Origin of the sequence: Embleya hyalina, assembly GCF_003967355.1 — a bacterium.
In the GTDB taxonomy this organism is placed as follows: domain Bacteria; phylum Actinomycetota; class Actinomycetes; order Streptomycetales; family Streptomycetaceae; genus Embleya; species Embleya hyalina.
Window position 1 is genome coordinate 219630 of sequence record NZ_BIFH01000014.1, and the last position, 23654, is coordinate 243283.

General features: G+C 71.0%; 21 protein-coding genes. 13 read left to right on the forward strand and 8 right to left on the reverse strand.

Translation table 11 applies throughout. The annotated features are described in order from the left end of the window. Nucleotides 1–85: 85 nt before the first annotated feature. The 4 genes from EMA17_RS05355 to EMA17_RS05370 are packed head-to-tail and all read right to left on the reverse strand — an operon-like array spanning nucleotide 86 to nucleotide 4342. Nucleotides 86–919, reverse strand: a complete 834-nt coding sequence (locus tag EMA17_RS05355; protein WP_371862960.1) for an SDR family NAD(P)-dependent oxidoreductase — start codon at nucleotides 917–919, stop codon at nucleotides 86–88. Then, nucleotides 916–1782, reverse strand: coding sequence for an amidohydrolase family protein (locus EMA17_RS05360; protein WP_126635746.1), 867 nt, complete (start codon nucleotides 1780–1782; stop codon nucleotides 916–918). The genes EMA17_RS05355 and EMA17_RS05360 overlap by 4 nt, the downstream gene beginning before the upstream one ends. Further along, nucleotides 1779–2969, reverse strand: coding sequence for a mandelate racemase/muconate lactonizing enzyme family protein (locus tag EMA17_RS05365; protein WP_126635747.1), 1191 nt, complete (start codon nucleotides 2967–2969; stop codon nucleotides 1779–1781). The genes EMA17_RS05360 and EMA17_RS05365 overlap by 4 nt, the downstream gene beginning before the upstream one ends. Next, the gene (locus EMA17_RS05370; protein WP_126635748.1) at nucleotides 2969–4342 is read right to left on the reverse strand and encodes an aspartate aminotransferase family protein; all 1374 of its coding nucleotides are present in this window, start codon (nucleotides 4340–4342) and stop codon (nucleotides 2969–2971) included. Before EMA17_RS05370 ends, EMA17_RS05365 begins: the two co-directional genes overlap by 1 nt. 204 nt (nucleotides 4343–4546) lie before the next feature. Here EMA17_RS05370 and EMA17_RS05375 point away from each other — a divergent pair, with 204 nt between their 5' ends. The 10 genes from EMA17_RS05375 to EMA17_RS05420 all read left to right on the forward strand — a co-directional run bounded on the left by EMA17_RS05375 (nucleotide 4547) and on the right by EMA17_RS05420 (nucleotide 16915). Continuing rightward, nucleotides 4547–5380 (forward strand): IclR family transcriptional regulator, encoded by an 834-nt coding sequence (locus tag EMA17_RS05375; RefSeq protein ID WP_126635749.1) that lies wholly within the window; start codon nucleotides 4547–4549, stop codon nucleotides 5378–5380. A gap of 326 nt (nucleotides 5381–5706) precedes the next feature. Next, nucleotides 5707–7917 carry a peptidase C14 gene (locus EMA17_RS05380; RefSeq protein ID WP_371862961.1) on the forward strand — a complete coding sequence of 737 codons (2211 nt, stop codon included), beginning with the start codon at nucleotides 5707–5709 and terminating at the stop codon, nucleotides 7915–7917. A gap of 64 nt (nucleotides 7918–7981) precedes the next feature. Further along, on the forward strand, nucleotides 7982–9292 hold the full coding sequence (locus EMA17_RS05385) for a Gfo/Idh/MocA family protein (protein WP_126635750.1): 1311 nt from the start codon (nucleotides 7982–7984) through the stop codon (nucleotides 9290–9292). A 101-nt stretch (nucleotides 9293–9393) separates the two neighbouring features. Further along, the gene (locus EMA17_RS05390) at nucleotides 9394–10653 is read left to right on the forward strand and encodes an ABC transporter substrate-binding protein (RefSeq protein WP_126635751.1); all 1260 of its coding nucleotides are present in this window, start codon (nucleotides 9394–9396) and stop codon (nucleotides 10651–10653) included. Nucleotides 10654–10734: 81 nt separating this feature from the next. After that, entirely contained in the window at nucleotides 10735–11640 is a 906-nt protein-coding gene (locus EMA17_RS05395; protein WP_126635752.1) for a carbohydrate ABC transporter permease, read from the forward strand. Nucleotides 11641–11642: 2 nt separating this feature from the next. Then, entirely contained in the window at nucleotides 11643–12632 is a 990-nt protein-coding gene (locus EMA17_RS05400) for a carbohydrate ABC transporter permease (protein ID WP_246126462.1), read from the forward strand. Between the two features lie 67 nt (nucleotides 12633–12699). After that, on the forward strand, nucleotides 12700–13722 hold the full coding sequence (locus EMA17_RS05405; protein WP_126635753.1) for an NAD-dependent epimerase/dehydratase family protein: 1023 nt from the start codon (nucleotides 12700–12702) through the stop codon (nucleotides 13720–13722). Nucleotides 13723–13817: 95 nt separating this feature from the next. Then, complete coding sequence (locus EMA17_RS05410) at nucleotides 13818–14891, forward strand: dihydrodipicolinate synthase family protein (RefSeq protein WP_126636100.1); 1074 nt, start codon at nucleotides 13818–13820, stop codon at nucleotides 14889–14891. Beyond that, nucleotides 14875–15957, forward strand: coding sequence for a hydroxyacid dehydrogenase (locus EMA17_RS05415; protein ID WP_126635754.1), 1083 nt, complete (start codon nucleotides 14875–14877; stop codon nucleotides 15955–15957). Before EMA17_RS05410 ends, EMA17_RS05415 begins: the two co-directional genes overlap by 17 nt. A gap of 106 nt (nucleotides 15958–16063) precedes the next feature. Continuing rightward, a complete protein-coding gene (locus EMA17_RS05420) occupies nucleotides 16064–16915 on the forward strand; it encodes a fumarylacetoacetate hydrolase family protein (protein ID WP_126635755.1) in 852 nt (283 codons plus the stop codon). A gap of 96 nt (nucleotides 16916–17011) precedes the next feature. On the opposite strand, the gene EMA17_RS05425 is transcribed toward EMA17_RS05420, so the two are convergent. Next, nucleotides 17012–17623, reverse strand: coding sequence for a TetR/AcrR family transcriptional regulator (locus tag EMA17_RS05425; protein WP_126635756.1), 612 nt, complete (start codon nucleotides 17621–17623; stop codon nucleotides 17012–17014). Between the two features lie 125 nt (nucleotides 17624–17748). Between EMA17_RS05425 and EMA17_RS05430 the strand changes: the two genes are divergently transcribed. Both EMA17_RS05430 and EMA17_RS05435 read left to right on the forward strand, forming a co-directional pair. Continuing rightward, the gene (locus EMA17_RS05430; RefSeq protein WP_126635757.1) at nucleotides 17749–18492 is read left to right on the forward strand and encodes an SDR family oxidoreductase; all 744 of its coding nucleotides are present in this window, start codon (nucleotides 17749–17751) and stop codon (nucleotides 18490–18492) included. A gap of 106 nt (nucleotides 18493–18598) precedes the next feature. Then, nucleotides 18599–19087, forward strand: coding sequence for an isochorismatase family protein (locus EMA17_RS05435; protein ID WP_126635758.1), 489 nt, complete (start codon nucleotides 18599–18601; stop codon nucleotides 19085–19087). Nucleotides 19088–19298: 211 nt separating this feature from the next. Here the strand turns inward: EMA17_RS05435 and EMA17_RS05440 are convergent, their stop codons facing one another. Beyond that, nucleotides 19299–21017 carry a Cys-Gln thioester bond-forming surface protein gene (locus tag EMA17_RS05440; RefSeq protein WP_126635759.1) on the reverse strand — a complete coding sequence of 573 codons (1719 nt, stop codon included), beginning with the start codon at nucleotides 21015–21017 and terminating at the stop codon, nucleotides 19299–19301. Between the two features lie 444 nt (nucleotides 21018–21461). Between EMA17_RS05440 and EMA17_RS05445 the strand changes: the two genes are divergently transcribed. After that, complete coding sequence (locus tag EMA17_RS05445; RefSeq protein ID WP_126635760.1) at nucleotides 21462–22163, forward strand: helix-turn-helix domain-containing protein; 702 nt, start codon at nucleotides 21462–21464, stop codon at nucleotides 22161–22163. Nucleotides 22164–22230: 67 nt separating this feature from the next. On the opposite strand, the gene EMA17_RS05450 is transcribed toward EMA17_RS05445, so the two are convergent. Both EMA17_RS05450 and EMA17_RS05455 read right to left on the reverse strand, forming a co-directional pair. After that, on the reverse strand, nucleotides 22231–23082 hold the full coding sequence (locus EMA17_RS05450; protein ID WP_126635761.1) for an anti-sigma factor family protein: 852 nt from the start codon (nucleotides 23080–23082) through the stop codon (nucleotides 22231–22233). Further along, nucleotides 23079–23642, reverse strand: a complete 564-nt coding sequence (locus tag EMA17_RS05455; RefSeq protein WP_126635762.1) for a sigma-70 family RNA polymerase sigma factor — start codon at nucleotides 23640–23642, stop codon at nucleotides 23079–23081. The genes EMA17_RS05450 and EMA17_RS05455 overlap by 4 nt, the downstream gene beginning before the upstream one ends. Nucleotides 23643–23654 lie beyond the last annotated feature (12 nt).

Genomic DNA, 23654 nt, shown 5'->3' on the forward strand with positions numbered 1-23654 from the left:
CCGCTCACTTTCTCGATCCGTGCACGAAGTGGGGTCGGGTGTACGCCCGTCGGCCCTGTTCGGGCCGACGGGCGTACACCGGTGATCAGAGCGAGCTGCGGTACGGCGGCATGTGGCGCATGCGCGGCATCTGGTCCGCGAGCACGCCGCCGTCGACGACGACGCGGGTGCCCGTCACGTAGGACGCGGCGGGCGAGGCCAGGAAGACCACCGCGCCGGCGCACTCGTCGGGGGTGGCGTAGCGGCCGAGCGGGATTCGTTCCCGGTAGGCGGCCTCGAACGGCTCCCGGTCCAGCGGGAATTCGCCGTCGATGGGCGTCTCGACCATGCCGGGCGCCACGGCGTTGACGGTGATCCCGTGCGGGGCGAGTTCGACCGCCAGGCTCTGCACGAGCAGGTCCACACCCGCCTTGGACGCGTTGTAGTGGGCCAACCCGGCCTCGGCGACGTGGGCGTTCTTCGAGGTCACCGCGATGATCCGGCCGGCGACCCGGTCCGCGATCTGGTGCTCGGCGACGCGCTGGGACAGGAAGAACACCGCGTCCAGGTTCACCGCGAGCACCCGTCGCCAACTCGCCACGGAGATCTCGTTGAACCGTTCCAGTGCGGCCGTGCCCGCGTTGTTGACCAGGATGTGCAGCGGCCCGGCCGCGGCCCGCACCTCGTCCACGAAGCCGGCCAGACCGGCGGTGTCGGCCAGATCGAACGGCATCACCCGGGCGGTGCGGCCGGTCGCCTCGACGGCCGCGCGGGTCGGCTCCAGGTCGACGCCCGGCAGGTCGGTGAGCACGATGTCGGCGCCCGCCCCGGCCAGCGCGACCGCGAACGCCCGGCCCAGGCCGCCGGCCGCGCCGGTGACCAGGGCGGTGCGGTCGGTCAGCGCGAAATCCACCGTGCGCCCCGCCCCGCCGCCGGTCACGACAACCCCAGCAGGGGCAGCGCGTCGCGGAAGATGATCGCCTCCACCGCGTCCCGGTCCAGCGGCGGCAGACCCGGGATGCCCGGCACGGCGGCCACCTCGCGCAGCCCGGTCACCGACGCGTCCACCGTGGTGAACGGGTAGTCGCTGCCGAACAGCAGCTTGTGCAGCACGCCGTAGTCCTGGGCCAGCCGCAGGCTGTGCCACAGCTGGAACGGCCGGTAGTGCAGCGCGCTCAGATCGGCGTACAGGTGCGGGTGCTTGCGGATCACCGCGATGCACTCGCCCTCGAACGGGTGGCCCAGATGCGCGAGCACCATGCGCAGTTCCGGATGCCGGATGGCCACCGGGTCCAGCAACCTCGGCTGCGCGTAGGCGATCGGCGCCGCCGAGACGAACGTGGTCCCGGTGTGCACCAGGATCGGCAGGCCGTTGTCCTCGGCGTAGGCGAACAGCGGGTCGTACTGCGGATCGCCCGGGTCGAAGCCCGCGTACATCGGCATCAGCTTGATCCCACGCAGCCCCAACTCCTGGTGGCCGAACCGTAGTTCGTCCTGCCAGCCGGGTTGGGTCGGATCGATCGACAGATAGCCGATCAGCCGCTCCGGCTGCGCGCCGACATACTCGGCGACCGCCTTGTCCTCGACCCAGAGACCGCTGCGCCGGGCCTTGCCGCCGACCACGATGGTGCGGGTGTTCGCCGGGCTGCTCGCCGCGTAGTCGGCCCAGCGCACGGTCAGGTCCACCTCACCCGCGTGCGCGCGGGCCGACTCGGCCTTGAACGCGTCGTCGAAGTCGCAACACTGCCGGAACAGATGGGAGTGCACGTCGACGATGCCGGGGCTCGCCGGCGCGGACGTCATGTGCGATTCCTCTTCTCCCAGCCGGCCGAGAACATGTTCCAGAACCGGTGCGTCGGCGGGTGTTCGGCGAACACGTCGTCGTCGAGTTCGACGCCGAAGCCGGGCGCGGTGGGGATCTCCACGTGGCCGTCGGCGGTCACCGGCAGCGCGCCGCGCACCGCGTCGAACACGTACGGCTCCAGCAGACCGTCGAAGGTCTCCAGGATCTTGAAGTTGGTGATCCCGAGCGCGGCGTGCACCGAAACCGTGGTGCACAGCGGGGAGTTGGAGTTGTGCGGGGCGACCATCACGCCGTGCGTGTCGGCGATCGCGGCCAGTTTGCGCACCTCGGTGAGACCCCCGGCCATGGACAGGTCCGGCTGGATGATGTCCACCGCGTCGGTCGCGAACAGTTGCTTGTACTCGTAGCGGTTGTGGAAGTGTTCGCCGCCGGAGATCGGGAACGGCGCCCGGGCGCGCAGTTCCGCGTAGCGCTCGATGTGCGTCCAGGGCATCGGCTCCTCCAGCCAGCCGATGTCGAACGGCTCCAACGCCCGCAGCAGCGCCGAGGCGGTGGTCATCGCGAACCGCGCGTGTCCCTCGACGAACAGGTCCACGTCCGGCCCGATCGCCTCGCGGACCGCGCCGACCAACTCGACCGACTGGCGCAGTTCGGCCCGGGACAACTCGTGCAGCCCGGCCCCGAACGGGTCGAACTTGAGCGCCGAATACCCCTTGGCCACGGTCTCCTTGGCCTTCGCCGCGAACACCGCCGGGTCGCGCTCGCCGTTGTACCAGCCGTTCGCGTACACCCGGACCCGGTTCCGGCAGGCGCCGCCGGTGAGCCGGTACACCGGCACACCCAGCGCCTTGCCTATCAGGTCGTGCATGGCCTGGTCGAAGCCGGAGAGCACGATGCCGCCGATGTCGCCGCCGCGCAGGAAGTCGCCCTGGTACAGGCGCAGCCAGATCTCCTCGGTGTCGAACGGGTCGGCGCCGATCAGGTGCCGCCGCGCCATCGCCTCGGCCAGTGCCGCGGTCTCGGCGACCCGGTAGGGGTGGGTGATCTCGCCGACGCCGGACAGGCCCTGGTCGGTGTGGACGCGGACGTAGCCGAAGTCGCGCCACGCGGTGCCCAGGAGCAGGGTCTCGACGTGGGTGATCCGGCCGGCGGGTCCGGTGGGTCGGGTGCGGTCGACGACGAGCATCAGTGGGCCGTCCCCTCGGTCGCGCCGCCCATCGTGGAGGTGCCGGCGAGTTCGTCGATGCCGCCGTCCTTGATCGCGTCCTGCACGGCCAGTTCGGTGGCGGCGATCAGGTGGTCCACGTCGGCGTCGGTGTGGGCGTACGAGATGTGACTGCGCTTGAGGTTCAACGGCAACTCGAACACGCCGTGTTCGAGCAGTCGGCGGCGGTAGCCGATGAACAGGTTCGCGTCGTTGGCGAGCAGGTCGTCGTAGCTGCGCGGCTCGCCGCCGGCCATGAAGTAGGTGACGAACACCGAGCCGTAGCCGGTGACCACGGCCGGGACGCCGAGCCGGGTGTACATCTCGGCCAGGCCGGTGCGCACTCGCTCGCCGAGGCGGAACACGTGCTCGTGGACCGGCTGTTCGCGCAGCTTGCGCAGCGTCTCCAGGGCGGCGGCGACCACCCACGGGTGGCCGTTGTAGGTGCCGGCGAAGAACGCGGGCGCGCCGGGACGGGTGCTGAACTGCTCCATCAGGTCGGCCCGGCCGCCGAGCGCGCCGACCGGGGCGCCGTTGGCGATGGCCTTGCCGAAGGTGGTCAGGTCGGGGGTGATCCCGGCGATCTTCTGGTAGCCGCCGAGGTCGTGCCGAAAGCCGGTGATCACCTCGTCGAAGACCAGCACCGAGCCGTGCGCGGTGCACTGTTCGCGCAGCGTGGTCAGGAACTCGGCGTCGGGCAGCAGGCAACCGACGTTGTGCGGGATCGGCTCCAGGATCACCGCGGCGATGTCCGCGCCGTGTTCGGCGAACGCGGCGCGCACCGCGGCCGGGTCGTTGAACGGCAGGACCAGGGTGGCGGCCAGCACCTCGGGCAGGATCCCGGTGGAGATCGGGTCGGGCGCGCCGACCGCCTCGGGCGAGGAGATCACGTTCAGGCTGACCGCGTCGTGCCAACCGTGGTAGCAGCCCTGGAACTTGACGATCAGCCGCCGTCCGGTCACCGCGCGGGCGACCCGCAGCGCGTGGAACGTGGCTTCGCTGCCGGTGCTGGTCAGCAGCACCTTCTCGACCGAGGGGACCAGGTCGACCAGGGTCTCGGCGAGGGTGACCTCGCCCTCGGTGACGGCGACGCCGGTCAGGTCCAGGCGCGTCGCGGCCTCGGCCACCGCGCGCTGTACGTCGGGGTCGTTGTGGCCGAGCAGCGGCGGACCGAACGCGGAGTGGTAGTCGGTGTAGACGCGCCCCTCGGCGTCGGTGAAGGTCGCCCCGCTCGTGCCGGTGACGATCAGGTCGGTCAGGCCCGGGATCCGGCGCTGACCGCTGTTCACCCCGCCCGGAATGACCCGAAGGGCTCGGGCGGGAAGGGAGTCGGTGGCGGCTGTGCCGACACTCATCGGTGGGCTCCTTGCGTCGTTCGTGACCGTTCGGATCCGCGGCCCTGCCAGGCCGTGGACCTCCGGCGCCATCCGCCTTCGGCACGCGTCGCAGGTGGTGCATTTTCGTTTTCTGAACACTGTTCGACAGAGCCGAACAGTACGAGACTCTACATTTGGATGTACAAAGCAGTCAAGAGGTCTGGACCGGTAAAGTGTTCTGCTATGTCGAACAGCGTTAACGAGAATGTCGAGGAGTCGAAGTACTGGGTGAAGTCCGTCGCCCGGGCCGCGGACATCCTCGAAGTGCTCTCCGCACGTGGTCCGGGGGACGGCATGAGCGTCACGGAGGTCGGTCAGGCCTGCGGGATCTCGAAGAGCGCGACCTTCGGACTGCTCCAGACCCTGCGCGGCTACGGCCTCGTATCCGACGAAGGCGAGGGGATGAATCGGCGCTACCGGCTCGGGATGGGCCTGGCCCGACTCGGCGACCGGGCCCAGGCCCAGGTGTCGCTGCGCGACGTGGCCCGCCCGGTGCTGGCCGAGCTGACCCGGCAGACCGGCATGGCCGCCCGCTTCGCGGTGCCCGAGGGCGGGCTCGCGGTGGTGGTCGACCAGATCGGCATAGAGCAGCGGGTCCGCCTGGACCTGCGCATGGGGGTGCGGGAACTGCCGCACTGCACGGGCCTGGGCAAGGCGATCCTGTCCGCGTTGCCCGAGGCCGAGGCGCGCGAGGTGATCCAGCGCTCCGGGCTGCCCCGGCGTACCTCGCACACCATCACCGACACCGAAACCCTGATCGCCCACCTGCGCGACGTGCGGGCGACCGGCTACGCGCTCGACGACGAGGAGGACGCGGACGGGATCTTCTGCATCGGCAGCCCGGTTCGCGACCACCGCGACCAGTGTGTGGGCGCGATCAGCATCACCGGCCTCAAGCTCGACCTGCCCGGCTGGCGATTCCAGGAACTGGGCCGCCAGGTGCGGGCCGGCGCGCTGCGGGTCAGCCGCGAACTGGGCAGCACGGAGAGTGGCGAAGGCGACATCGGCGCCGGCTGAAACCGATGGGTGAACAATCGGGTGAAGGGGTCGTGATGGAACAATTCGTCGCGACCCCTTCGTGTTCCCGCGATTACGGACGATGAAAGTCGGCCAAGGGGGCTTGACCAGGATCGATGTCCGGGCCTACGTTCCTGGACTCATCAGGGCCCGCACGTTCGCTGCCACGAATCGTGCCCGATCGCCGGCCCTGGGTTGACGGTCCGTCACCACGGCCACGCAGCCCACCCCATGCCATCCGCCGCGCGTTTCCCTCCCCGGTCGGGAAGCGACGTCATCGGCACGCGCCACGGGAAGCATCCTCCGTCGAAGGCCGAGGTTCCCCGATGAGCACGTCCCCCACTCCTTCCACCTCCACCGCCACGCCGTCGGCTCCCGCTCCCGGGTCGTCGCGCCGGCGGCTGCTCGCCGCCGGCGGTCTCGGCGGGTTGTTGCTCGCCGGCACCGCCGCGGTGGGTTCGGCCTCGGCCGCTCCCGACGACGACCGGCACGGCGCCGGCTCGCGCGACGTGTCGATGAGCGTGCCGAACGTGGCCGCGTTGTTGCGGATGAACGTCAAGCCCCTCGAGGCCGACGCGATGGTGCTGGTCGCCGGCTACCACGCGGCGGGCGACGGCGGCGGCATGGTGGTGCGCTGGGACCCCCGGTCGAAGCTGGCGGTCAACGGCGGCACCGTGCTCGCCGATCCCGCCGTCCGTCGGGACGGTCGGTGGATCCAGGTGCACGACGGGGTGATGGATTTCCGTCGGTTCGGCATCCTGGACGACAAGGTCCCCGCCGACGCGGCGCTCGACGCGATGGTGAACGACCCGTACATCCACCGCGTCGAGGCCCACTCCGACCTGCTCTTCGTCAAGCGCCACACCTTCGGCCGCTCCCGCATCGTGCTCGACTTCGGCGGCCACACCGTGCGCACCACCGGCATCGAGAAGAACACGTACGACAACCCGTTCGGCGCCGTCCTGTACTTCCGGGGCAAGGTCACCGACACCGTGGTCAAGGCCAGGCTGTCCCAGCCGATGCCGGACCTCGCGGACGTGTTCGAGGTGCCGGACAGCGCGGCGTTCAAGGTCGGCGACTGGTGGGCGGTCACCATCGACCCCGAACCGGGCAAGGGCAAGTACGAGCAGGAGGTGCAGCGCCTGGTCGAGATCACCCAACTCGTCGACGCCACGCACATCCGGGTCGGCTACAAGATCGGGTGGGACCTCGCCGCCGGTCGCACCTTCACCTGGACCCGGATCGAACCGGTGGACCGGGCGCACGTGCGCAACATGGTCTTCCAGGGCATCGCCGACGGCGACCAGTACACCGGATCGCACCCGATCGCCTACGAGTACACGACCAACTGCGACGTCGAACACGTCGACGCGGTAGGCACGTTCTGGCCGGTGATCATGCGCCGCTGGTGCACCCACTACCGCACCCGCGCCTGCTCGCTGCGCAACCCGGCGAGCGTCACCTGGGGCGGCGCCGGCTATCTCACCCAGCAGATCTACTGCCTGTACGGGCACGTCGAGGACTGCCACGTGGCGAACAGCCGGCACCTCAACGACCTGACCGCCTCCGCCTACTGCTACGTGACGAACTGTCACGGCGACGGCGACGACCAGGGCCCGTTCGTGACGCACGGTCAGTTCGAGCACGATCTCGTCTACACCGGCAACTCCGGCCTGATGACCTTCGCCAACTCCGGTGCCGCCTGGGGGTCGGTGGCCAAGCGCATCACCGTCCGCAAGCACGTGTGCTCGTGGTTCGTGGCCCGGGTGAAGATCACCGATCTGACCCTGGAGGACATGCAGGTGATCGGCAAACCCGCGCTGGCCGGCTCCGGGATGCTCTGGGTCAACGCGGACGGCGTCCAGATCCGCGGCTGTACCGCGTCGGGGCCGCTGATCGTCTCGCAGGCCTCCAACCGTTCGCAACGCGCCAACGTGATCGCCGACTCGACGTTCACCCTGGCCAAGGACGCCGAGATCACCCAGGCGAACGTGACCAACGACCTGCACCTGGAACGGGTCACGCTCAAGGGACTGGACAACGCGGCGCTGCGCAACGCCGGTCGGCTCGTACTCACCGAGTGCACCCTGATCGGTGCGCCGAACGCCGCACCGGTCACCGTCACCGGCGCCGCGCTGGCCGTGTCCGGCGGCGAACTGCGGGACACCGGGCTGCGGTTGGCGGGCACCGGCGAGCAGAGCGTGGCGCTGTCGCGCACCCGGCTCGGCGGCACCAACGCCGCCCGCGCGCTGCTGTCGCGCACCGGCGGCGCCCGCACGGTCCGCTGGCAGTTGGACGGTTGCGCGTCGACCACCGCCGACGCGGCCACCGCGCACGTATTGATCGGCGAGGGCACCAACCGCTACCGCGCGGCGGGCAACACCTTCGCCGGCGGCCGACTCGAACTGGCCGGCGCGGCCTTCGGCGGGACCGGCGCACTGCTGCACAGCGGCTGCGTCGAGGACGGCGTCACCCGTACCGCGATGCCCGACGAGGGCCCGCGCGTCGCGCACACGGCCGGCAACCAGCTGATCTGACCCGCCCGCACCAGGGCCCGCAGCACCCTCGTATCCGCACCGCCCTCGCACCACGGGAAGCACCATGACCGCCACCGGTTCGACCACGAACACCGCCACGCCGGCCCGCACCGACCGACCGGCCATCACCGACCGACCCGTACGGTTCGCGCTGGTCGGCGCGGGCAACCGGGGTCTGACCTACACCGATTGGATCCGCCGGCACCCCGACCGCGCCGAACTGGTCGCGGTGGCCGACCCGCGCGCCTCGGCCCGGACCGCGTCCGGGGCGAGCACGCAGTTCGAGGACTGGCGACCACTGCTCGACGAGCGCATCGCGGACGCGGTGATCGTGGCCACCCAGGACCGCGAACACGTCGAGCCGATCCTGGCGTTGGCCGCGGCCGGCTACGCGATCCTCACCGAGAAGCCGATGGCCGCCACCGAGGCGGACTGCCGGCGCATCCTGGACGGCGTGACCTCGGCCGGTGTGCCGTTCGCGGTGTGCCACGTGCTCCGGTACACCCCCTACACCGACCTGGTGAAGGGGGTCCTGGACTCCGGCGTACTCGGCTCGATCGTCAGCCTGGACCTGCTGGAGCCGGTCGGCTGGTGGCACTACGCGCACAGCTACGTACGCGGCCCGTGGAGTCGCGAGGCCGATTCGTCGCCGATGATCCTGGCCAAGTCCTCGCACGACCTGGACTGGATCGGGTACGTCACCGGCGCCCGGATCGAGACGGTGGCGAGCTTCGGCGGCCTCGCCCACTTCAAGCCGGAGAACGCGCCGGCGGGCTCGGCCCGCAACTGCCTGGACTGCGCGGTCGAGCCCGACTGCCCCTACTCGGGACCGAAGTTGTACTTCCCGGCGCTGCGCGAGACCGGCGACGCCTGGCCGATCAACCACGTCACCGACGCCGCGCACGGGCCGGACGATCAGGCCGAGTTGGTCCGGGCGCTGCGCGAAGGCCCGTACGGGCGCTGCGTCTACCACTGCGACAACGACGTGGTGGACCACCAGGTGGTGGCCATGCAGTTGTCCGGCGGGATCACCGCGACCTTCACGATGACCGCGTTCACCGAGCAGACGCACCGTCAGGTACGGATCTTCGGCAGCCACGGCTGGCTGCGCGGCGACGGCGAGAAGGTCACCGTGCACACCTTCGCCGACGACCGGGTGGTCACGCACGACGCGGGCGCGTCCGGGTCGAACGCGGCGGACGGACACGGCGGTGGGGACACCGCGCTGATCGACGCGTTCGTCACGGCGCTCGCCACCGGCGATCCCGCGCACATCCGCTCCAACGGCACCGACTCGCTCGGCAGCCACCTCGCCGCCTTCGCCGTCGAACGCTCCCGACTCGGCGGCAACACCGAGACCGTGCCGCGAAGTTGAGCGCCCGGTCGGGGCGACCGACCCCGCCGCCTCGGCCCCGCGGCCTCGGCTCCCCAGAACTGACACCCCGTCAAATCTCGCTGTCAGGAGACGCGATCCCCATGAGAAGAACCATCCGCCCGCGCACCGCCCGCCTGATCGCCCTCCCGGTGCTCGCCACCGCCCTCACCGTGAGCCTGGCCGCCTGCGGCGGCTCGTCCGGCCCGGGCTCGGGCGGCAAGACCGTCACCACCTGGATGTACCCGGTGATCGCCGACGAGGCGAAGAACAAGGAGTACTGGGCGGGTCTGAGCGACGCGTTCAGCAAGGCCAACCCGGGCTACAAGGTCAAGGTCGAGACCTACCCGTGGGCCAACCGGGACACCGCGCTCGCCACCGCCATCGCGGCCAACAAGGGCCCCGACGTGGTCTATCTGGTGCCGGACCAGCTGCCCAAGTACGCGCGCAGCCTGGTGCCCGCCGACGACTACATGCCGGCCGCCGACAAGGCCGACTTCCGCAAGGCCGCGCTCGACTCGGTGAGCGTGGACGGCAAGCCGATGGCCACCCCGCTGCTGATGAGCGCCAACCCGCTGATCTGCGACAAGCGGGTGTTCGCCGCGATCGGCGAGACGAACTACCCGAGCACGTGGGACGACCTGCTCAACCTGGCGCCGAAGCTGAAGGAGAAGGGCTACCAGGCGACCAGCTACAGCGGCGACACCCAGCAGACGCTGAACCTGACCTGGTACCCGATGCTCTGGCAGGCGGGCGGGGACGTGTTCGCCGCCGACGGCAAGTCGGTCGCGTTCAACTCCGAGGCCGGGGTCAAGGCGCTGACCTACCTCAAGACCCTGGTGGAGAAGGGCTACACGGACAAGGACCAGGTCACCACCACGCCCAAGCTGGAGCAGACCCCGGTGGCCAAGGGCAAGGTCGCCTGCACCTGGCAGAACACCCCGGCCGACGTGGAGAAGTTCTGGGGCAAGGACAACATCGTGGTCAAGCCCCCGCTCAAGGACGCCAAGTCGGCGGGCTACGGCACGGTCGGCTCGTTCGCGATGCTCAAGGGCGCCAACAAGGACGCCGCGGGCAAGTGGATCTCGTTCGTGTCCAAGCCGGAGAACAGCCTGGCCCTGGTCAAGTCCAACGGCTACTTCCCGGCCCGCACCTCGGCCGCCGACCCGTACCCGGGCGACGCGCTCCAGGCGGACGTGGCCAAGACGCTCGACGTGATGAGCTCCGGCCCGCTCAAGGAGAAGTCGCGCGACGTGATGGGCGTGCTCGCGCCGGAGATCCAGGCCGCGCTGATCGGCAACAAGAGCCCCAAGGACGCGCTGAACGACGCGGCCAAGGCGGCGAACGCGCTGCTCGCGCGCTGACCCCGACCGGGCGGCCCGACTCCCGTGCGGGCCGCCCACCCTTCGTTGTTCCATCCGCCTTCCCAGCCCCAGGAGGTCCCCGTGGCCGCAGTCGCGGAACAACCCCGCAGGCTCCGCCGACGCGGGCCGCACGCCCGCCGCGAGGCCCGGATCGGGCTGCTGTTCGTCCTGCCCGCCTTCGTGCTGTTCGTGCTGTTCCGCTTCGGACCCAGCATCGCCGGCGTGCTGCTCGGTTTCACCGACTACTCGCTGATGGACTCGCCGACGTTCACCGGCCTCGACAACTTCACCCGGCTGTGGGACGACCCGGTCTTCTGGTCCTCGCTCAAGGTCACCGTGCTCTACACGGTGATCACCGTGCCCGGCACGATCGTCGCCGCGATGGGTCTGGCCCTGCTGACCCGGCGCGCGTTCCGCGGATCCAAGCTGTTCCGCTCGATCTTCTTCCTGCCGGTGGTCACCAGCCTGGTGCTCGCCTCCACGGTGTTCATCTGGATCTTCTCCACCGACGGCCCGTGGTCGACGGTGATGGGCTGGGTCGGCGGACACACCGGATCCTGGCTGGCCGACGACGTGTTCGTGGTGCCGGCGCTGGCCATCGTGGGCATCTGGTCGCGGTTCGGCTACGGCATGCTGATCCTGCTGGCCAGCCTGCAGAACGTGCCGCGCGAGTTGGAGGAGGCCGCGCTCACCGACGGCGCGGGCCCCTGGCAGCGCTTCCGGTACATCATCCTGCCGAGCCTGAAGCCCGCGCTGTTCTTCCTGGCCGTGATCGAGACCACGGCCAGCTTCCAGGTGTTCGACGCGGTCTACGTGATGACCGGCGGCGGTCCGGCGAACGCCAGTTACACGCTGGTCTTCCAGCTCTACGACGCCGGCTTCAAGTACTTCGATCTCGGCTACGCCAGTGCGATCGGCCTGGCCCTGTTCGTGCTGACGCTCATCGTCGCGGTCATCCAGCGCCTGGTGATCGGGAAGGAGAAGTGACCATGTCCCTGGATACACACGGCACGCACGAGGCCCGCGAGGCCCGCGAGGTGACCGTGACCGAGTCGCCGTCGGTGGTGGCGGTGAAGGGCCGGCCTCCGCGCTCTCGGCTCCGGTCGCGTGGGCGCGACCGCTTCGGCGCGGGACGCGAACAGGACACCGTGCCGTACGCGCTGCGCGGCACCCGACGCGGCAAGGTGCTGCGCGGCGTGCTGCTCGGCGTGGTGGCGCTGGCCACGATCTTCCCGTTCTACGCGATGGTCGTGTTGTCGCTGAAGCCGTCCGGCGCGGTCGAGTTCCCGGGCAGCCTGCTGCCGTGGAACCTGACCACGAGCGCGTACAGCGACGTGCTCGGCTCGCAGGACGTGCCCCAGTGGTTGATCAACACGCTCATCTACTCGATCGTCGGCGTGCTCGGCACGCTGCTGCTCTCCGCGCTGGCCGGCTACGCGTTCGCCAAGAAGCGTTTCCCCGGCCGCGAGGCGATGTTCTGGTCGTTCCTGTCGATGGTCATGGTCCCGTACCACGTGACGATGATCCCGACATTCGTCCTGATCGCGAAGATGAACGGCGTCGACACCTACTGGGGTCTGATCCTGCCGTCCCTGGCCAACGCGCAGGCGGTGTTCCTGATGCGGCAGTTCATCCAGGGCCTGCCGGACGAGCTGTTCGAGGCGGCGAAGATCGACGGCGCCTCCGAGTTCCAGATCTTCGTCCGGATCGTGCTGCCGCTGATCAAGCCGATCATGGCCACGCTCGGCACGTTCGTCTTCCTGTGGCACTGGAACGACTTCCTGTGGCCGCTGATCGTCGGGCAGAGCACGGACATGCGCACGCTGACCGTCGGCATCGCCTCGCTGCAACAGCAGAACGTGCCGCTCAACGTGGTCCTCGCGGGCTCGGTGGTCGCGTTCGTCCCCATCTTCATGGCCTACCTGGTGGGCCAGCGCTACGTCACCGAGGGCGTGGCGGCAACCGGAATCAAGGGCTGAGAGCTGATCACGCGTCATGAATGTTGCAGGGGTAGCGGAATCGGCGCCGGTCGGACCGACCGGATCGGTGTTCCCGGACGGTGAGGCCGAGTTGGAGGAACTGCTCGCGACGCCGTCGGCCGGGCTGATCGCGGACCTGGCCGGGATCGAGGGCGACCTGGTCGTGCTCGGCGCCGGCGGCAAGATGGGTCCGAGCCTGTGCCGACTGGCCCGGCGGGCGCTGGACGCGGGCGGTCGCGGCGACGTGAGCGTGTACGCGGTCTCGCGCTGGTCGGACCCGGCGGCGGCCCGGTCGTTGGCGGCGGACGGGGTACGCACCGTCGCGTTCGACCTGATGGACGGCGACCCGGCCGAACTCCCGGACGCGGGCAACGTGGTGTTCATGGTCGGTGCCAAGTTCGGCTCGGCCGGCGCGCCGGAGCACGCGTGGGCGGTGAACGCGGCGCTGCCGGACCGGATCGCGCGCCGCTACCCGGCCGCGCGGATCGCCGCGTTCTCGACCGGCAATGTGTATCCGCTGGTCGCGGTCGGCTCCGGAGGCAGTGTGGAGACCGATCCGGTGGGGCCGGTCGGCGAGTACGCGATGTCGTGCCTGGGTCGGGAACGGGTGTTCGCACACGCGGCGAGTACGCGGGGCACCCGGGTGGCGCTGATCCGGCTGAACTACGCGGTGGATCTGCGGTACGGGGTGCTCGCCGACATCGCGGCGGCGGTGTACGCGGGCGAGCCGGTGGATGTCACGACGGGTCAGGCCAACGTGGTGTGGCAGGGATACGCGAACGAGGTGGCGCTGCGCTCCCTCGGGCACGCGGCGGCGGTACCGTTCACGATCAACCTCACCGGTCCGGAGACCGCGTCGGTGCGACGCCTCGCGGCCCTGTTCGGTGGGGAGTTCGGGCGGGAAGCGGTGATGGTGGGCGTCGAGTCGGGCAGTGCGCTGCTGTCCGACGCGAGCCGCTGCCACGAGCTGTTCGGCTATCCCGACGTTCCCCTGCGCACGCTCGTGGCCTGGCAGGCGGAATGGATCCGGCGCGGTCACCCGCTGTCCGGGAAGGCCACCAAGTTCCAGGTCCGCGACGGAAAGTTCTGAGGCACAACGTGATCAACTCCGATACGGGTTCGGTGGGTTCGGTGGGTTCGGGTGGTGCGGCGGGGGCCGCGGGGTCGATCGGGTCGGTGGGCCTGGTGGATCCCGTGGATCCGGCCGACCCGGCCGCGTCGGATGCTCCCGACTCGCCGATCGACCTGCTGCTCTCGGGCACGGTGATTCCCGCGCATCCGCTCGCCTTGGACGCCGAGCGGCGGTTCGACGAGCGGCGGCAGCGGGCGCTGACCCGCTACTACCTCGCGTCCGGCGCGGGCGGCATCGCGGTCGGCGTGCACACCACGCAGTTCGAGATCCGCAAACCCGAGGTCGGCCTGCTGCGGCCGGTGCTCGAACTGGCCGCCGAGACCGTCGCGCGCGAGGCGGGGCGGCCGGTGGTGCGGGTGGCCGGCGCGTGCGGCTATACCGCGCAGGCGGTGGCCGAGGCCGAACTCGCCGCGTCGCTCGGCTATGACGCGGTGCTGCTGAGCCCGGCGGTGCCGGGCGCCGACGAGCAGGGGCTGCTGGATCGGGCCCGTGCGGTCGGCGAGGTGTTGCCGGTGATCGGCTTCTACCTCCAGGACGCGGTGGGCGGGCGGTTCCTGACCCCGGAGTTCTGGCGCGCGTTCGCCGACATCCCGTCGGTGGCGGCGATCAAGATAGCGCCGTTCGACCGCTACCGGACCGCGGACGTGCTCGGCGCGATCGCCTCGGCGGACCGGGCGGGCGAGGTCGCGCTGTACACCGGCAACGACGACGCCATCATCACCGACCTGCTGACCCCGTATCGGGCCGGCGACCGGCCCCGCTGGTTCGCGGGCGGACTGCTCGGCCAGTGGGCGGTGTGGACGTCGACGGCGGTCACCCTGCTCGAACGGGTCCGCCGGGCACGGGCGGGCGATTACTCGACCATGGTCGAACTGCTCCGGCAGGCTCCGGAGTTGACCGACGCGAACTCGGCCGTCTTCGACGTGCGGGGCGGGTTCCGGGGCTGCATCGCCGGTGTGCACGAAGTGCTCCGGCGACAGGGGTTGTTGGCGGGGACCTGGTGCCTGGACCCGGCCGAGACGATGTCACCGGGGCAGGCCGAGGAGATCGACCGGGTGGCCTCGGCGTATCCGTGGCTGACCGACGACACGTTCGTCCGGGAGCACCTCGATGCCTGGCTCGGGTGAGGCGCGATTCGACCCGCCCGAGGCGGACGGGCGCCCGGCCGTGGTGGCGGTCGCCGTGCCGCCGGGACTGCGGGCGGAGTTCTTCGGCGAGCCGGCGGGCGCGGGCGCGGACGGGCCCGATGTCGGCGCGCTGAGCGAGCGGCTGCGAGGTGTCGGGCGGATCGTGGTCGTGGACGATCCTCGGGATCTCCCGGCCCTGCGGGCGGCGTTCGCGCGGGCGGACGTGGTGGTGTCCTCCTGGGGCATGCCGCGACTGACCGGCGAACTGCTCGCGGCGGCGCCCCGGGTGGGACTGCTCGCGCACACCGGGGCCGCGATCGCCCCGTACGTCGGCGCGGACGCCTTCGCGCGCGGCGTGCGGGTCACCCAGGCCGGCCAGGGGATGGCGCGATCGGTGGCCGAGGTCGCGCTGGCCTTCACGCTCGCGCTGCTGCACCGGACCCATCGCTACGACCACGCGCTGCGCGGCGGACACGAATGGGCCGCGGCCTCGGTGGCACCGCCGCGACACGAGGTGTTCGGCGCCCGGATCGGTGTGGTCGGCGCGTCCCGCACCGGTCGGGCGTACATCGAGGTGGTGCGCGCCCTCGGTGCTCGGGTGCAGGTCGCCGACCCCACCCTGAGCGCGCCGGAAGCGGCCCGCATGGGGGTCGAACTCGTCTCGCTGGACCAATTGTTGGCCACGAGCCGCATCGTCGCGCTGCACGCGCCGTCGCTGCCGGAGACGCGGCGTCTGATCGGCGCCCGGGAGTTGGCGCTGATGGCGGACGGCGCCGGCCTGGTGAACACGGCACGTTCGTGGCTGGTCGACGAGGACGCGTTGCTGGCCGCGTTGCGCACCGGGCGGATCGATGCCGCGCTGGATGTGTACGACGCCGAGCCGTTGCCCGTCGGGCATGGGTTTCGGGCCTTGCCCAACGTGCTGCTGACTCCGCATCAGGCCGCCGGTACGGTCGAGTGTCGCCGACGACAGGGCGACATCGTCGTCGACGAGGTGGAGCGCTATCTGACGGGTCGTTCACTCAACCACGAGGTCGGCCCGGAGGCGCTGATCCGCGTCGGCTGAAGCAGACCGTTCGTTGCCGGGCGCCATCCGCCGTGTGCGGGGTGCGGTCTGCTTCCGGTCATCATCCCCATACCCCCTGTACCCATACGTATCTGGAGAGTTCACTGTGCGCCTGATGCGCGTAGGCGAGCCCGGCAACGAACGCCCCGTGTTGTTCGCCGCCGACGGCCGCCACTTCGACCTGAGCCGGCTCACCGCCGACATCGACGGCGCGTTCCTCGCCTCCGACGGCGTCGAGCGGGTCCGCGAGGCCGCGACGGCGGGCACGCTGCCGGAGCTGGACGTCGCGGGCCTGCGCGTCGGCGCCCCGGTGGCCCGACCCGGCGCGGTCCTGTGCATCGGCCAGAACTACGCGGCGCACGCGGCCGAATCCGGCGCCGAACCGCCGACCACGCCGATCCTGTTCTACAAGACGCCGCACACCGTGGTCGGCCCGTACGACGACGTGTCGATCCCGCGCGGCGCGGTCAAGACCGACTGGGAAGTCGAACTCGCCGTCGTCATCGGCCGCCGGGCCCGCTACCTCGCCTCGCCGAAGGAGGCCCTGGCACACGTCGCGGGGTACACGATCAGCAACGACGTATCCGAGCGCGCCTTCCAGCTGGAGCAGTCGGGCGGACAGTGGTCCAAGGGCAAGAACTGCGAGACGTTCAACCCGCTCGGCCCGTGGCTGGTGACCGCCGACGAGATCCCCGATCCGCAGACGCTCGGGCTGCGTTCGTGGGTCGGCGGGGATGCCCGACAGGACTCGAACACGGCCGACATGATCTTCGGCGTGGCGTACCTGATCCACCACCTGTCGCAGTATCTGGTGCTGGAGCCGGGTGACATCGTCAACACCGGCACGCCGCAGGGTGTCGCGCTGTCCGGCCGGTTCCCGTATCTGGCCGAGGGCGACGTGATGGAACTGGAGATCGACCGACTGGGTCGGCAGCGGTCTCATCTGGTCCAGGCCTGACGAACGTCGCACGCCGCGTGGGCGCCGGTCGGGGGAGGCCCCGACCGGCGCCTCGTGCGTGGACGGGGTGGTCGCGGGGGCGGCCCGCGCCGCCCCTCAGGGGCGGACGGATCCCGCCCCGGCCTGGGCGGCGAGCGCCGCGCCGAGGGCGCCGGCGGCCTCGTCCGACAGGGGGCGGTGGGCCAGCAGGAAGCGGTACCAGAACAGTCCGTACAGCTGATCCACGATCAGGTCGAGGTCGGCATCGGGCGCGAGTTCGTCGGGATGCCCGGCCAACAGCGCGCGCAGCGCGTCCCGGCGGGACTCGGTGAAGGTGCGGACCAGGTCGGCGGCATGCGGATCGCGTGCCGCCTCGCGGACCAGCGAGCGCAGTACGGCGGCCGTCGACTCGGCCCGGGCGCCGCGGAACGTGGCGGTGACGAAGGACGTCAGATCGGCGCGCAGCGTCTCGCCCCGGGGTGGTGACACGACGTCACCCGCCAGGCCGGTCAGCGCCTCCAACAGGACCGCGCCCTTGGAGGGCCACCAGCGGTAGATGGTCTGCTTCCCGACGCCGGCCGCGCGCGCGATGGTGTCGATCGTGACGGGCGCGCCGCCCGACTCGGCGAGCAGGACGAGTACGGCGTCCAGGATCGCGCGGCGGGCGTCCTCGTTGCGGCGCCGACCGGTGTGCGCGCGGCGAGGGGTGTCGTCGTCGGGGTTCGTCATGGGATCAGCATAGCCGCTTGACGAGACCGTCGGTCTCGGTAATGCTTTGTCGAGACGGAAGGTCTCGGTAAAGCGGGGGCTCTCCCGTCACCTGCATCGGGTCGTACGAAAGGCAAGGCACCGTCATGGCTCTGTCCCGTTCCCTGCATGGCCGGCGCGTCGTCGTCATGGGCGGTACCTCCGGAATCGGCGAGGCCACCGCCGCCCTGCTGGCCGCCGACGGCGCGGAGGTCGTGGTCACCGGCCGCGACCGGGCGCGGCTCGACGCCGCCGTCGAGCGCATCGGCGAAAAGACCACCGGATACCGGCTCGACGGCGCGAATCAGGCCGAAGTGGCCGAGTTCTTCGCGGCGTCGGCCGAGCCGATCGACCACCTGGTCCTGGCGCTGAGCGGCGCCGCCGGCAGCGGCCCGATCGCCGGCCTGGACCTGGAACGGTTGGCGGCCGGCTTCGCGGGCAAGTTCTGGCCGTTCGTCCGGATCGTGCAGGCGGCGCTGCCCAGGCTCGCCGCGCACGCCTCGGTGACGTTCGTGACCGCGGCCTCCGCGCGGGCGGCCTTCCCCGGTACCGCCGGACTCGCCGCGATCAACGGCGCGTTGGAGGCGATGGTGCCGCCGCTGGCGGTCGAACTCGCGCCGATCCGGGTCAACGCGGTCTCACCGGGCGTGATCGACACGCCGTGGTGGGACGCGATCCCGAGCGAGGCCCGCACCGAACTCTTCACCGGGATCAGCGCCGCGACCCCGGTCGGCCGGGTCGGCCGCGCCGACGAAGTGGCCGATGTGATCCGCATGTTCGTGGGCAACGGCTTCGTGACGGGGACGGTGATCGACTGCACCGGGGGCGCGAACCTGGCCACCGGCCGGTGAGCAACCGGCATGCGGTGACCGGTCGCCGCACCGTCACCGCGGCCCACCGCCCGGGCCCACCGCCCGCCCCCGGCGCCGACCGGGCGGCGTGTCTACGATCACGACCGTGACTACCGCGCTGATTCTCATCGATCTCATGCCCCGCATCGTCGCGTTGCCGGTGGCGCCGCACTCCGGCGAGGACGTACTCGCCCGCTGTCGCCGGTTGGCCGACGTCTTCCGGGCCGACGGAAACCCGGTGGTCCTGGTGCGGGTGGACCGTCCCGGCGTCGCGGAGCAGCCACCCGGAAGCGACTTCGCGGAGGGGCTGGTCCGGCCCGGCGACGTGACGATCGTGAAGCACACCGTCGGCGCGTTCCACGGGACCGATCTGGACGCGCGGTTGCGGGCGCGGGGCGTGGAACGGCTGGTGCTGGCGGGCCTGGTCACCACCATGGGTGTGGAGTCCACGGCCCGGGCGGCCGACGACCACGGCTACGAGGTCGAGTTCGTCGCCGACGCGATGTCCGGATTCGCGGCGGACGAGCACGACTTCACCGTCGAGCGCATCTTTCCGCGCTTCGGAACGGTGCGAACCGCCGCCTCCTATGGCTGATTTCGAATGCTTCCGCGCGGCGCGATTCAGGAAATGAATCGTGCTGTCGACAAATAGGGATCGCATTCGAGGCGGTGCGGAAAAGGAGTTCGTACGACGACGAAGGCCCCGCCGGTACACCCGGCGGGGCCTTCGTCGTCGGAACGGGTCACTTCCTGGCGGGACCCGGTTCAACCGCCTTGCGTGGTGGTGCGATCACGTCGGTGGACGGTCACGCCTCGTGCCGGCCGCGGCGGCGGTTCAGGTAGATCGCGCCGCCACCGGCGAGCAGCAGGCCGGCGGCCACGCCGGTGATCAGGACGACGTTGGAGTCGTCACCACCGGTGTTGGCCAGGTCCTTGCGGCTGCCCGCCGGGGCGACCGGGAGCCAGGGCACCTCGATCGGCGGGTTGTCCGTGCCGGGCTCCACGATCGGCTTGGTGGGCGCCTGGCTGCCGCTCGGGCTCGCGCTGCCCGCCGGGGCGGAGGAGGAGGTCGCGGGCGCGCCCGTGGTGGCCGGCGCGCCCGTGGTGGCCGGTGCCGACGTGCTCGGCGGGATGGTCGGCGTGACCGGGGGAGCCGAAGTGGTCGCCGGGGCGGAAGTGGTCGCCGGAGCCGAGGTGTTCGACGTCGGCGGGGCCGTCGTGGTGGGCGGCTTCGAGGTGGCGGGCGGCGTGGTCACCACCGGCGGCGGCGTGCTCGCGGGAGCCGTCGGCGGCGTGGTGGTCGGCGGGACCGTCGGGGTCTCGACGCAGTCGAGCCAGCCCGTGTAGGTCTGCGAGTAGCCGCCCGGACCGGTCACGGTGATGGTGTAGTTCGTGTCCTCGGCGACCTTGACGAACTGCGTCCTGGTCGAGTTGGGCGGGACGGTCACCTTCTCGCCGTTGAGCTTGAAGTCGGCGGGGCCGTCGCCGGTGTTCTTCAGCGTGACGGTGACCCCGCCCTGGACGCAGTCCTCCTTGTACGCCGACGAGGGGACCGGAACCGGCTGGTGGCTCCACTTGACCTGGGCGGCGGCGCTGACCGAGAACGGCTGCGAACCGGCCGCGATCAGGGTCTGCGAGTGCTTGCGGTCCTTGGCCAGGAAGACCCGGCCGATGTTGACGCCGGCCTTGGTCGAGGCCGAGATCCGGGCCTCGCCCGGGTTCTGGCTCTTCGGCACCTTGACGTAGAGCTCGGTGCCGTTGGCGGCGGTGCCCAGCGGGTTGCCGTCCTTGCCGACCAGCGAGACGCCGGTCGGGACGGTGCCGTCGAGCTTGACCGCGACCGGCTCGGTCGAGGTGGTCTTGACGGTGACCGGACCCACGCCGGGCGTGTCGCCGTCCTTGCCGCTGGTCGTGGTCGGCGCGAGTTCGAGGGAGGCCCCGGGCTCGGCCGCCTCGCCCTTGTTGGCCTCGCCCGTCAGGTACTTGTACAGCGTCACGACGTCTTGGCCGTTGCCCGAATCGGACAGGTTCACGCCGTTGCTGTAGTGCCAGATCGCGGCCTGGGTCGCCTCGACGGCTTCCTGCGCGTCGAGCTTGCGGCCCTTCTTGTCCGGCAGGCCGGCGGTCTTGGCGAGCGCGTCGAGGTCGTTGATCTTGGGGTACGAGTGGTTCAGCACCCAGTTGATCTTCGCGACCTTGGCGGTGTCCTTGAGCCAGGAGTCGGCCCACGCCCCCTCGCGGTAGTCGACACCCTCTCGGACGGTCGTCTCCAGGTCGATGCAGTACACGAGGACCTGAGGAGCGTTGCGCCCCTCGGCGCTCAGCACCATCAACTCGGTCTGCTGCTTCCACCAGAAGCCGGACAGGGCGACCTCGCCCTCCGTGCGGTCGACGTGCCCACGGAATTGCAGCGCGGCCGTGTCCGCCCGCGCGACGGGCGCGAACCCGACGAGCGCGACGGCGGCCAGACCGGCAGCGGCACACGCCGACGCCGCGCGGGATATACCCCGCTGTGCCAGGAACATGAAAAGACGACTCCCTCACGAAAAAGCGGCCCCGCAGCCCGGGCCTGTTCACCGGGCTCCCCACCCCTGGGCCACCGCACGCAAGAATCGTGGCGACGGCATGTTTAGTCAATTCGGGAAGGGGGAAATTCGGCGCCGAATTACGGCCGGTTCGACGGGCGAACGAGACCGCACCGGCACGGTGTTGGGCTTTTTCCGGATATTTGCCCGAGTGGGTGTGCGGAGGGTGATCGTGGCGTCGCTCGAGTGCTTCGCGGAAGTCGCGAGGAGTGCGCATACCGACCGTGTGCGGTCCGTATACCATCCGTGAACCATCCGGATCGGACCGACCGTCGATCGATCCGGACCGGATGGCCGGTCGGTCCCGATCGAGGTCGGGGCCGGTCCACCCCAACACCCGGACGTCGGCTCGGAGTCGCGGTCCGGACTTTCTATGCTTGCCGCGTGACCGACCCCAATGACCTCGATGTCCCACCGGCTTTCTCGCCGTCCGCAGCCGCCTCCGCCCGGGGGGTGATGGCGCTAACCTGCGAGCGTGTGGCCGCGACATTGGCTTCGTACGAGCTGCGGGTGATGCCGTCGACCGTGGCCCAGTGGGAAGCCGGTACGGAACGCCCGAGCGAAGCCGAACTACTCGCCCTCGCCAAGTCCTTGGTCGTACCCGTGAGCCGACTGATGGGCGGCCGGCCGACCAACCTCCAGGACCACCGGATCGCGGCCGGCCTCACCCGAGCCGAACTCGCCAAACGGGTACGGATGCGGGAGGTGGGCTACACCCGGCTCGAACGGGCGAACAAGTGGCGGGCCGACGAGGAGCGCACCGGATTCCTCGTCCGCACGCTCGGCCTGTCCATGCAGGACCTGGCCGAAGTATCGGGCGTGGGCCCGGAGTTGGAGAACCTGCTGGCCGAGGCCGTGGTCGGCCGGTGGAAGACGCAACTGCCCGACATCACCCGGCTGACCGGGATGCGCCGCAAGCGCATCGGCGAGGTGCTCGAGGTGCTGAGTTCGGTGTTCCCCGAGGGCATGGACGTGGCCGACGTGCCGCGGGCCGCCGTGGTCGAGCGATTCTGGGGCCTGCTCGGCGACCCGGTCGCCGACCCGGGCGCGCCCGGGGTCTGGCTGCTCCAGGGCCGCTTCGCCTAGAACCCGTCCGGTGTGCCGGCGCTTCGGGACGTGTGTCCCGAGGCGCCGGCACCGGTACCGCTCGCCGCTATGCCGGCACGCTGACCAGCGTGCCCCCGTCCGACGTGCGTACATCGAAGCGGGCCAGATCGTCCTTCGCGGTCCAGGTGCCGGTCTGCAGCACCAGCGGGGCCTCCGAGCCCGGGACGCCGTAGCCCTTCGGCGGCACCATCCAGGAGGAGATCTGCTGCTCCTTCCCCGCCTTGTCGACCGCGACCAGCGAACACTTCAGCGGGCCGCGGACGTTGCGCAGTTCGAGCGCCAGGTTGGTGCCCCACGCCTTGCTCTCCAGGGCGATCCGCGCGGCGGCGCCGCCGTTGGGCCCGGTCGCGCCCACCACCCGCCCGTTCGCGGCGATCACCGCCATCGGGTCGCCCGGCACCGCCCGGGTCGACGTGGACGAGTCGTCCTCGAACCAGGTCCGCCCGGTCAGTACGCCGGCGCCCAGGCCGATCACCAGCGCCGCGCACGCGGCCACCAGCAACGAGCGCCGCGGCGCGCGGCGGGCCGCCCGGCGCGCCGCGAGTTCGTCCACGGGAGCCGAGGGAGCCGAGGGAGCCGAGGGAGCCGCCGGAGCCGAGCCGGTCGAGGGGGCCGGCGGAGTCGGCGGAGCGACCCGCAGCGCCGGCGGTTCCGGAGCCGCCGCCTGCGGGGGTACGGCCCGCCCGGCCGGCTCGGGTTCACCCCTCGCCTCCGGCAGCTCGTACACCCCCTCGTCGCGAAGCTCGGTCAGCAGCGTGGCCATGCCGGAGAAGTCCGCCAGCTCGTCCAGGCAGCGGTCACACGTGGTCAGGTGCTCCTCGAACGCCTCCCGGTCGGCGGGTTCCAGCAGTCCGAGGGCATACGCGCCGACATCCGCGTGTTCGGGTTGGACGCTCATGACGACACCCCCCTCTCCTCCAGGACGACCCGCAGGGCGCGCAGCGCGTAGTACACGCGCGACTTCGCCGTACCGGCGGGGATGCCGAGTACGTCGGCCGCCTGATTGACAGTACGGTCGCGGAAGAAGGTTTCGATCAAAATTTCCCGGTGCGATGTGGAAAGCGCGTCCAGCGCGTCGCCGACCACGACCGAACGCAGCAGGCGGTCGACCTCGTCGCCGGTGGGCAGCGTGGCCAGCGGCTCGTCGCCGACCTCCGGAGGGCGGGCCGATCGGGCCCGCTGTTCGTCGATGACCAGGCGGCGGGCGACGGTGACCAGCCACGGCAGCAGCGGGGCGGCGGGATCCAGCTTCTCCCGGTTGCGCCAGGCGCGGACGAGCACCTCCTGCACACTGTCCTCGGCCCGCTGGCGGTCGCCGCCGTTCAACCGCGAGACGACCGCCAGCAGCGGCCGGGAATACTCGCGGTAGAGCATCGCGACGAACCTGGTCTCCTCGTCGCCACCCGGCGGGTCGTCGGCACCCGGCGGGCCCGACCCCGGTGTGTCCACATCGGACATCCGCGACGGCCT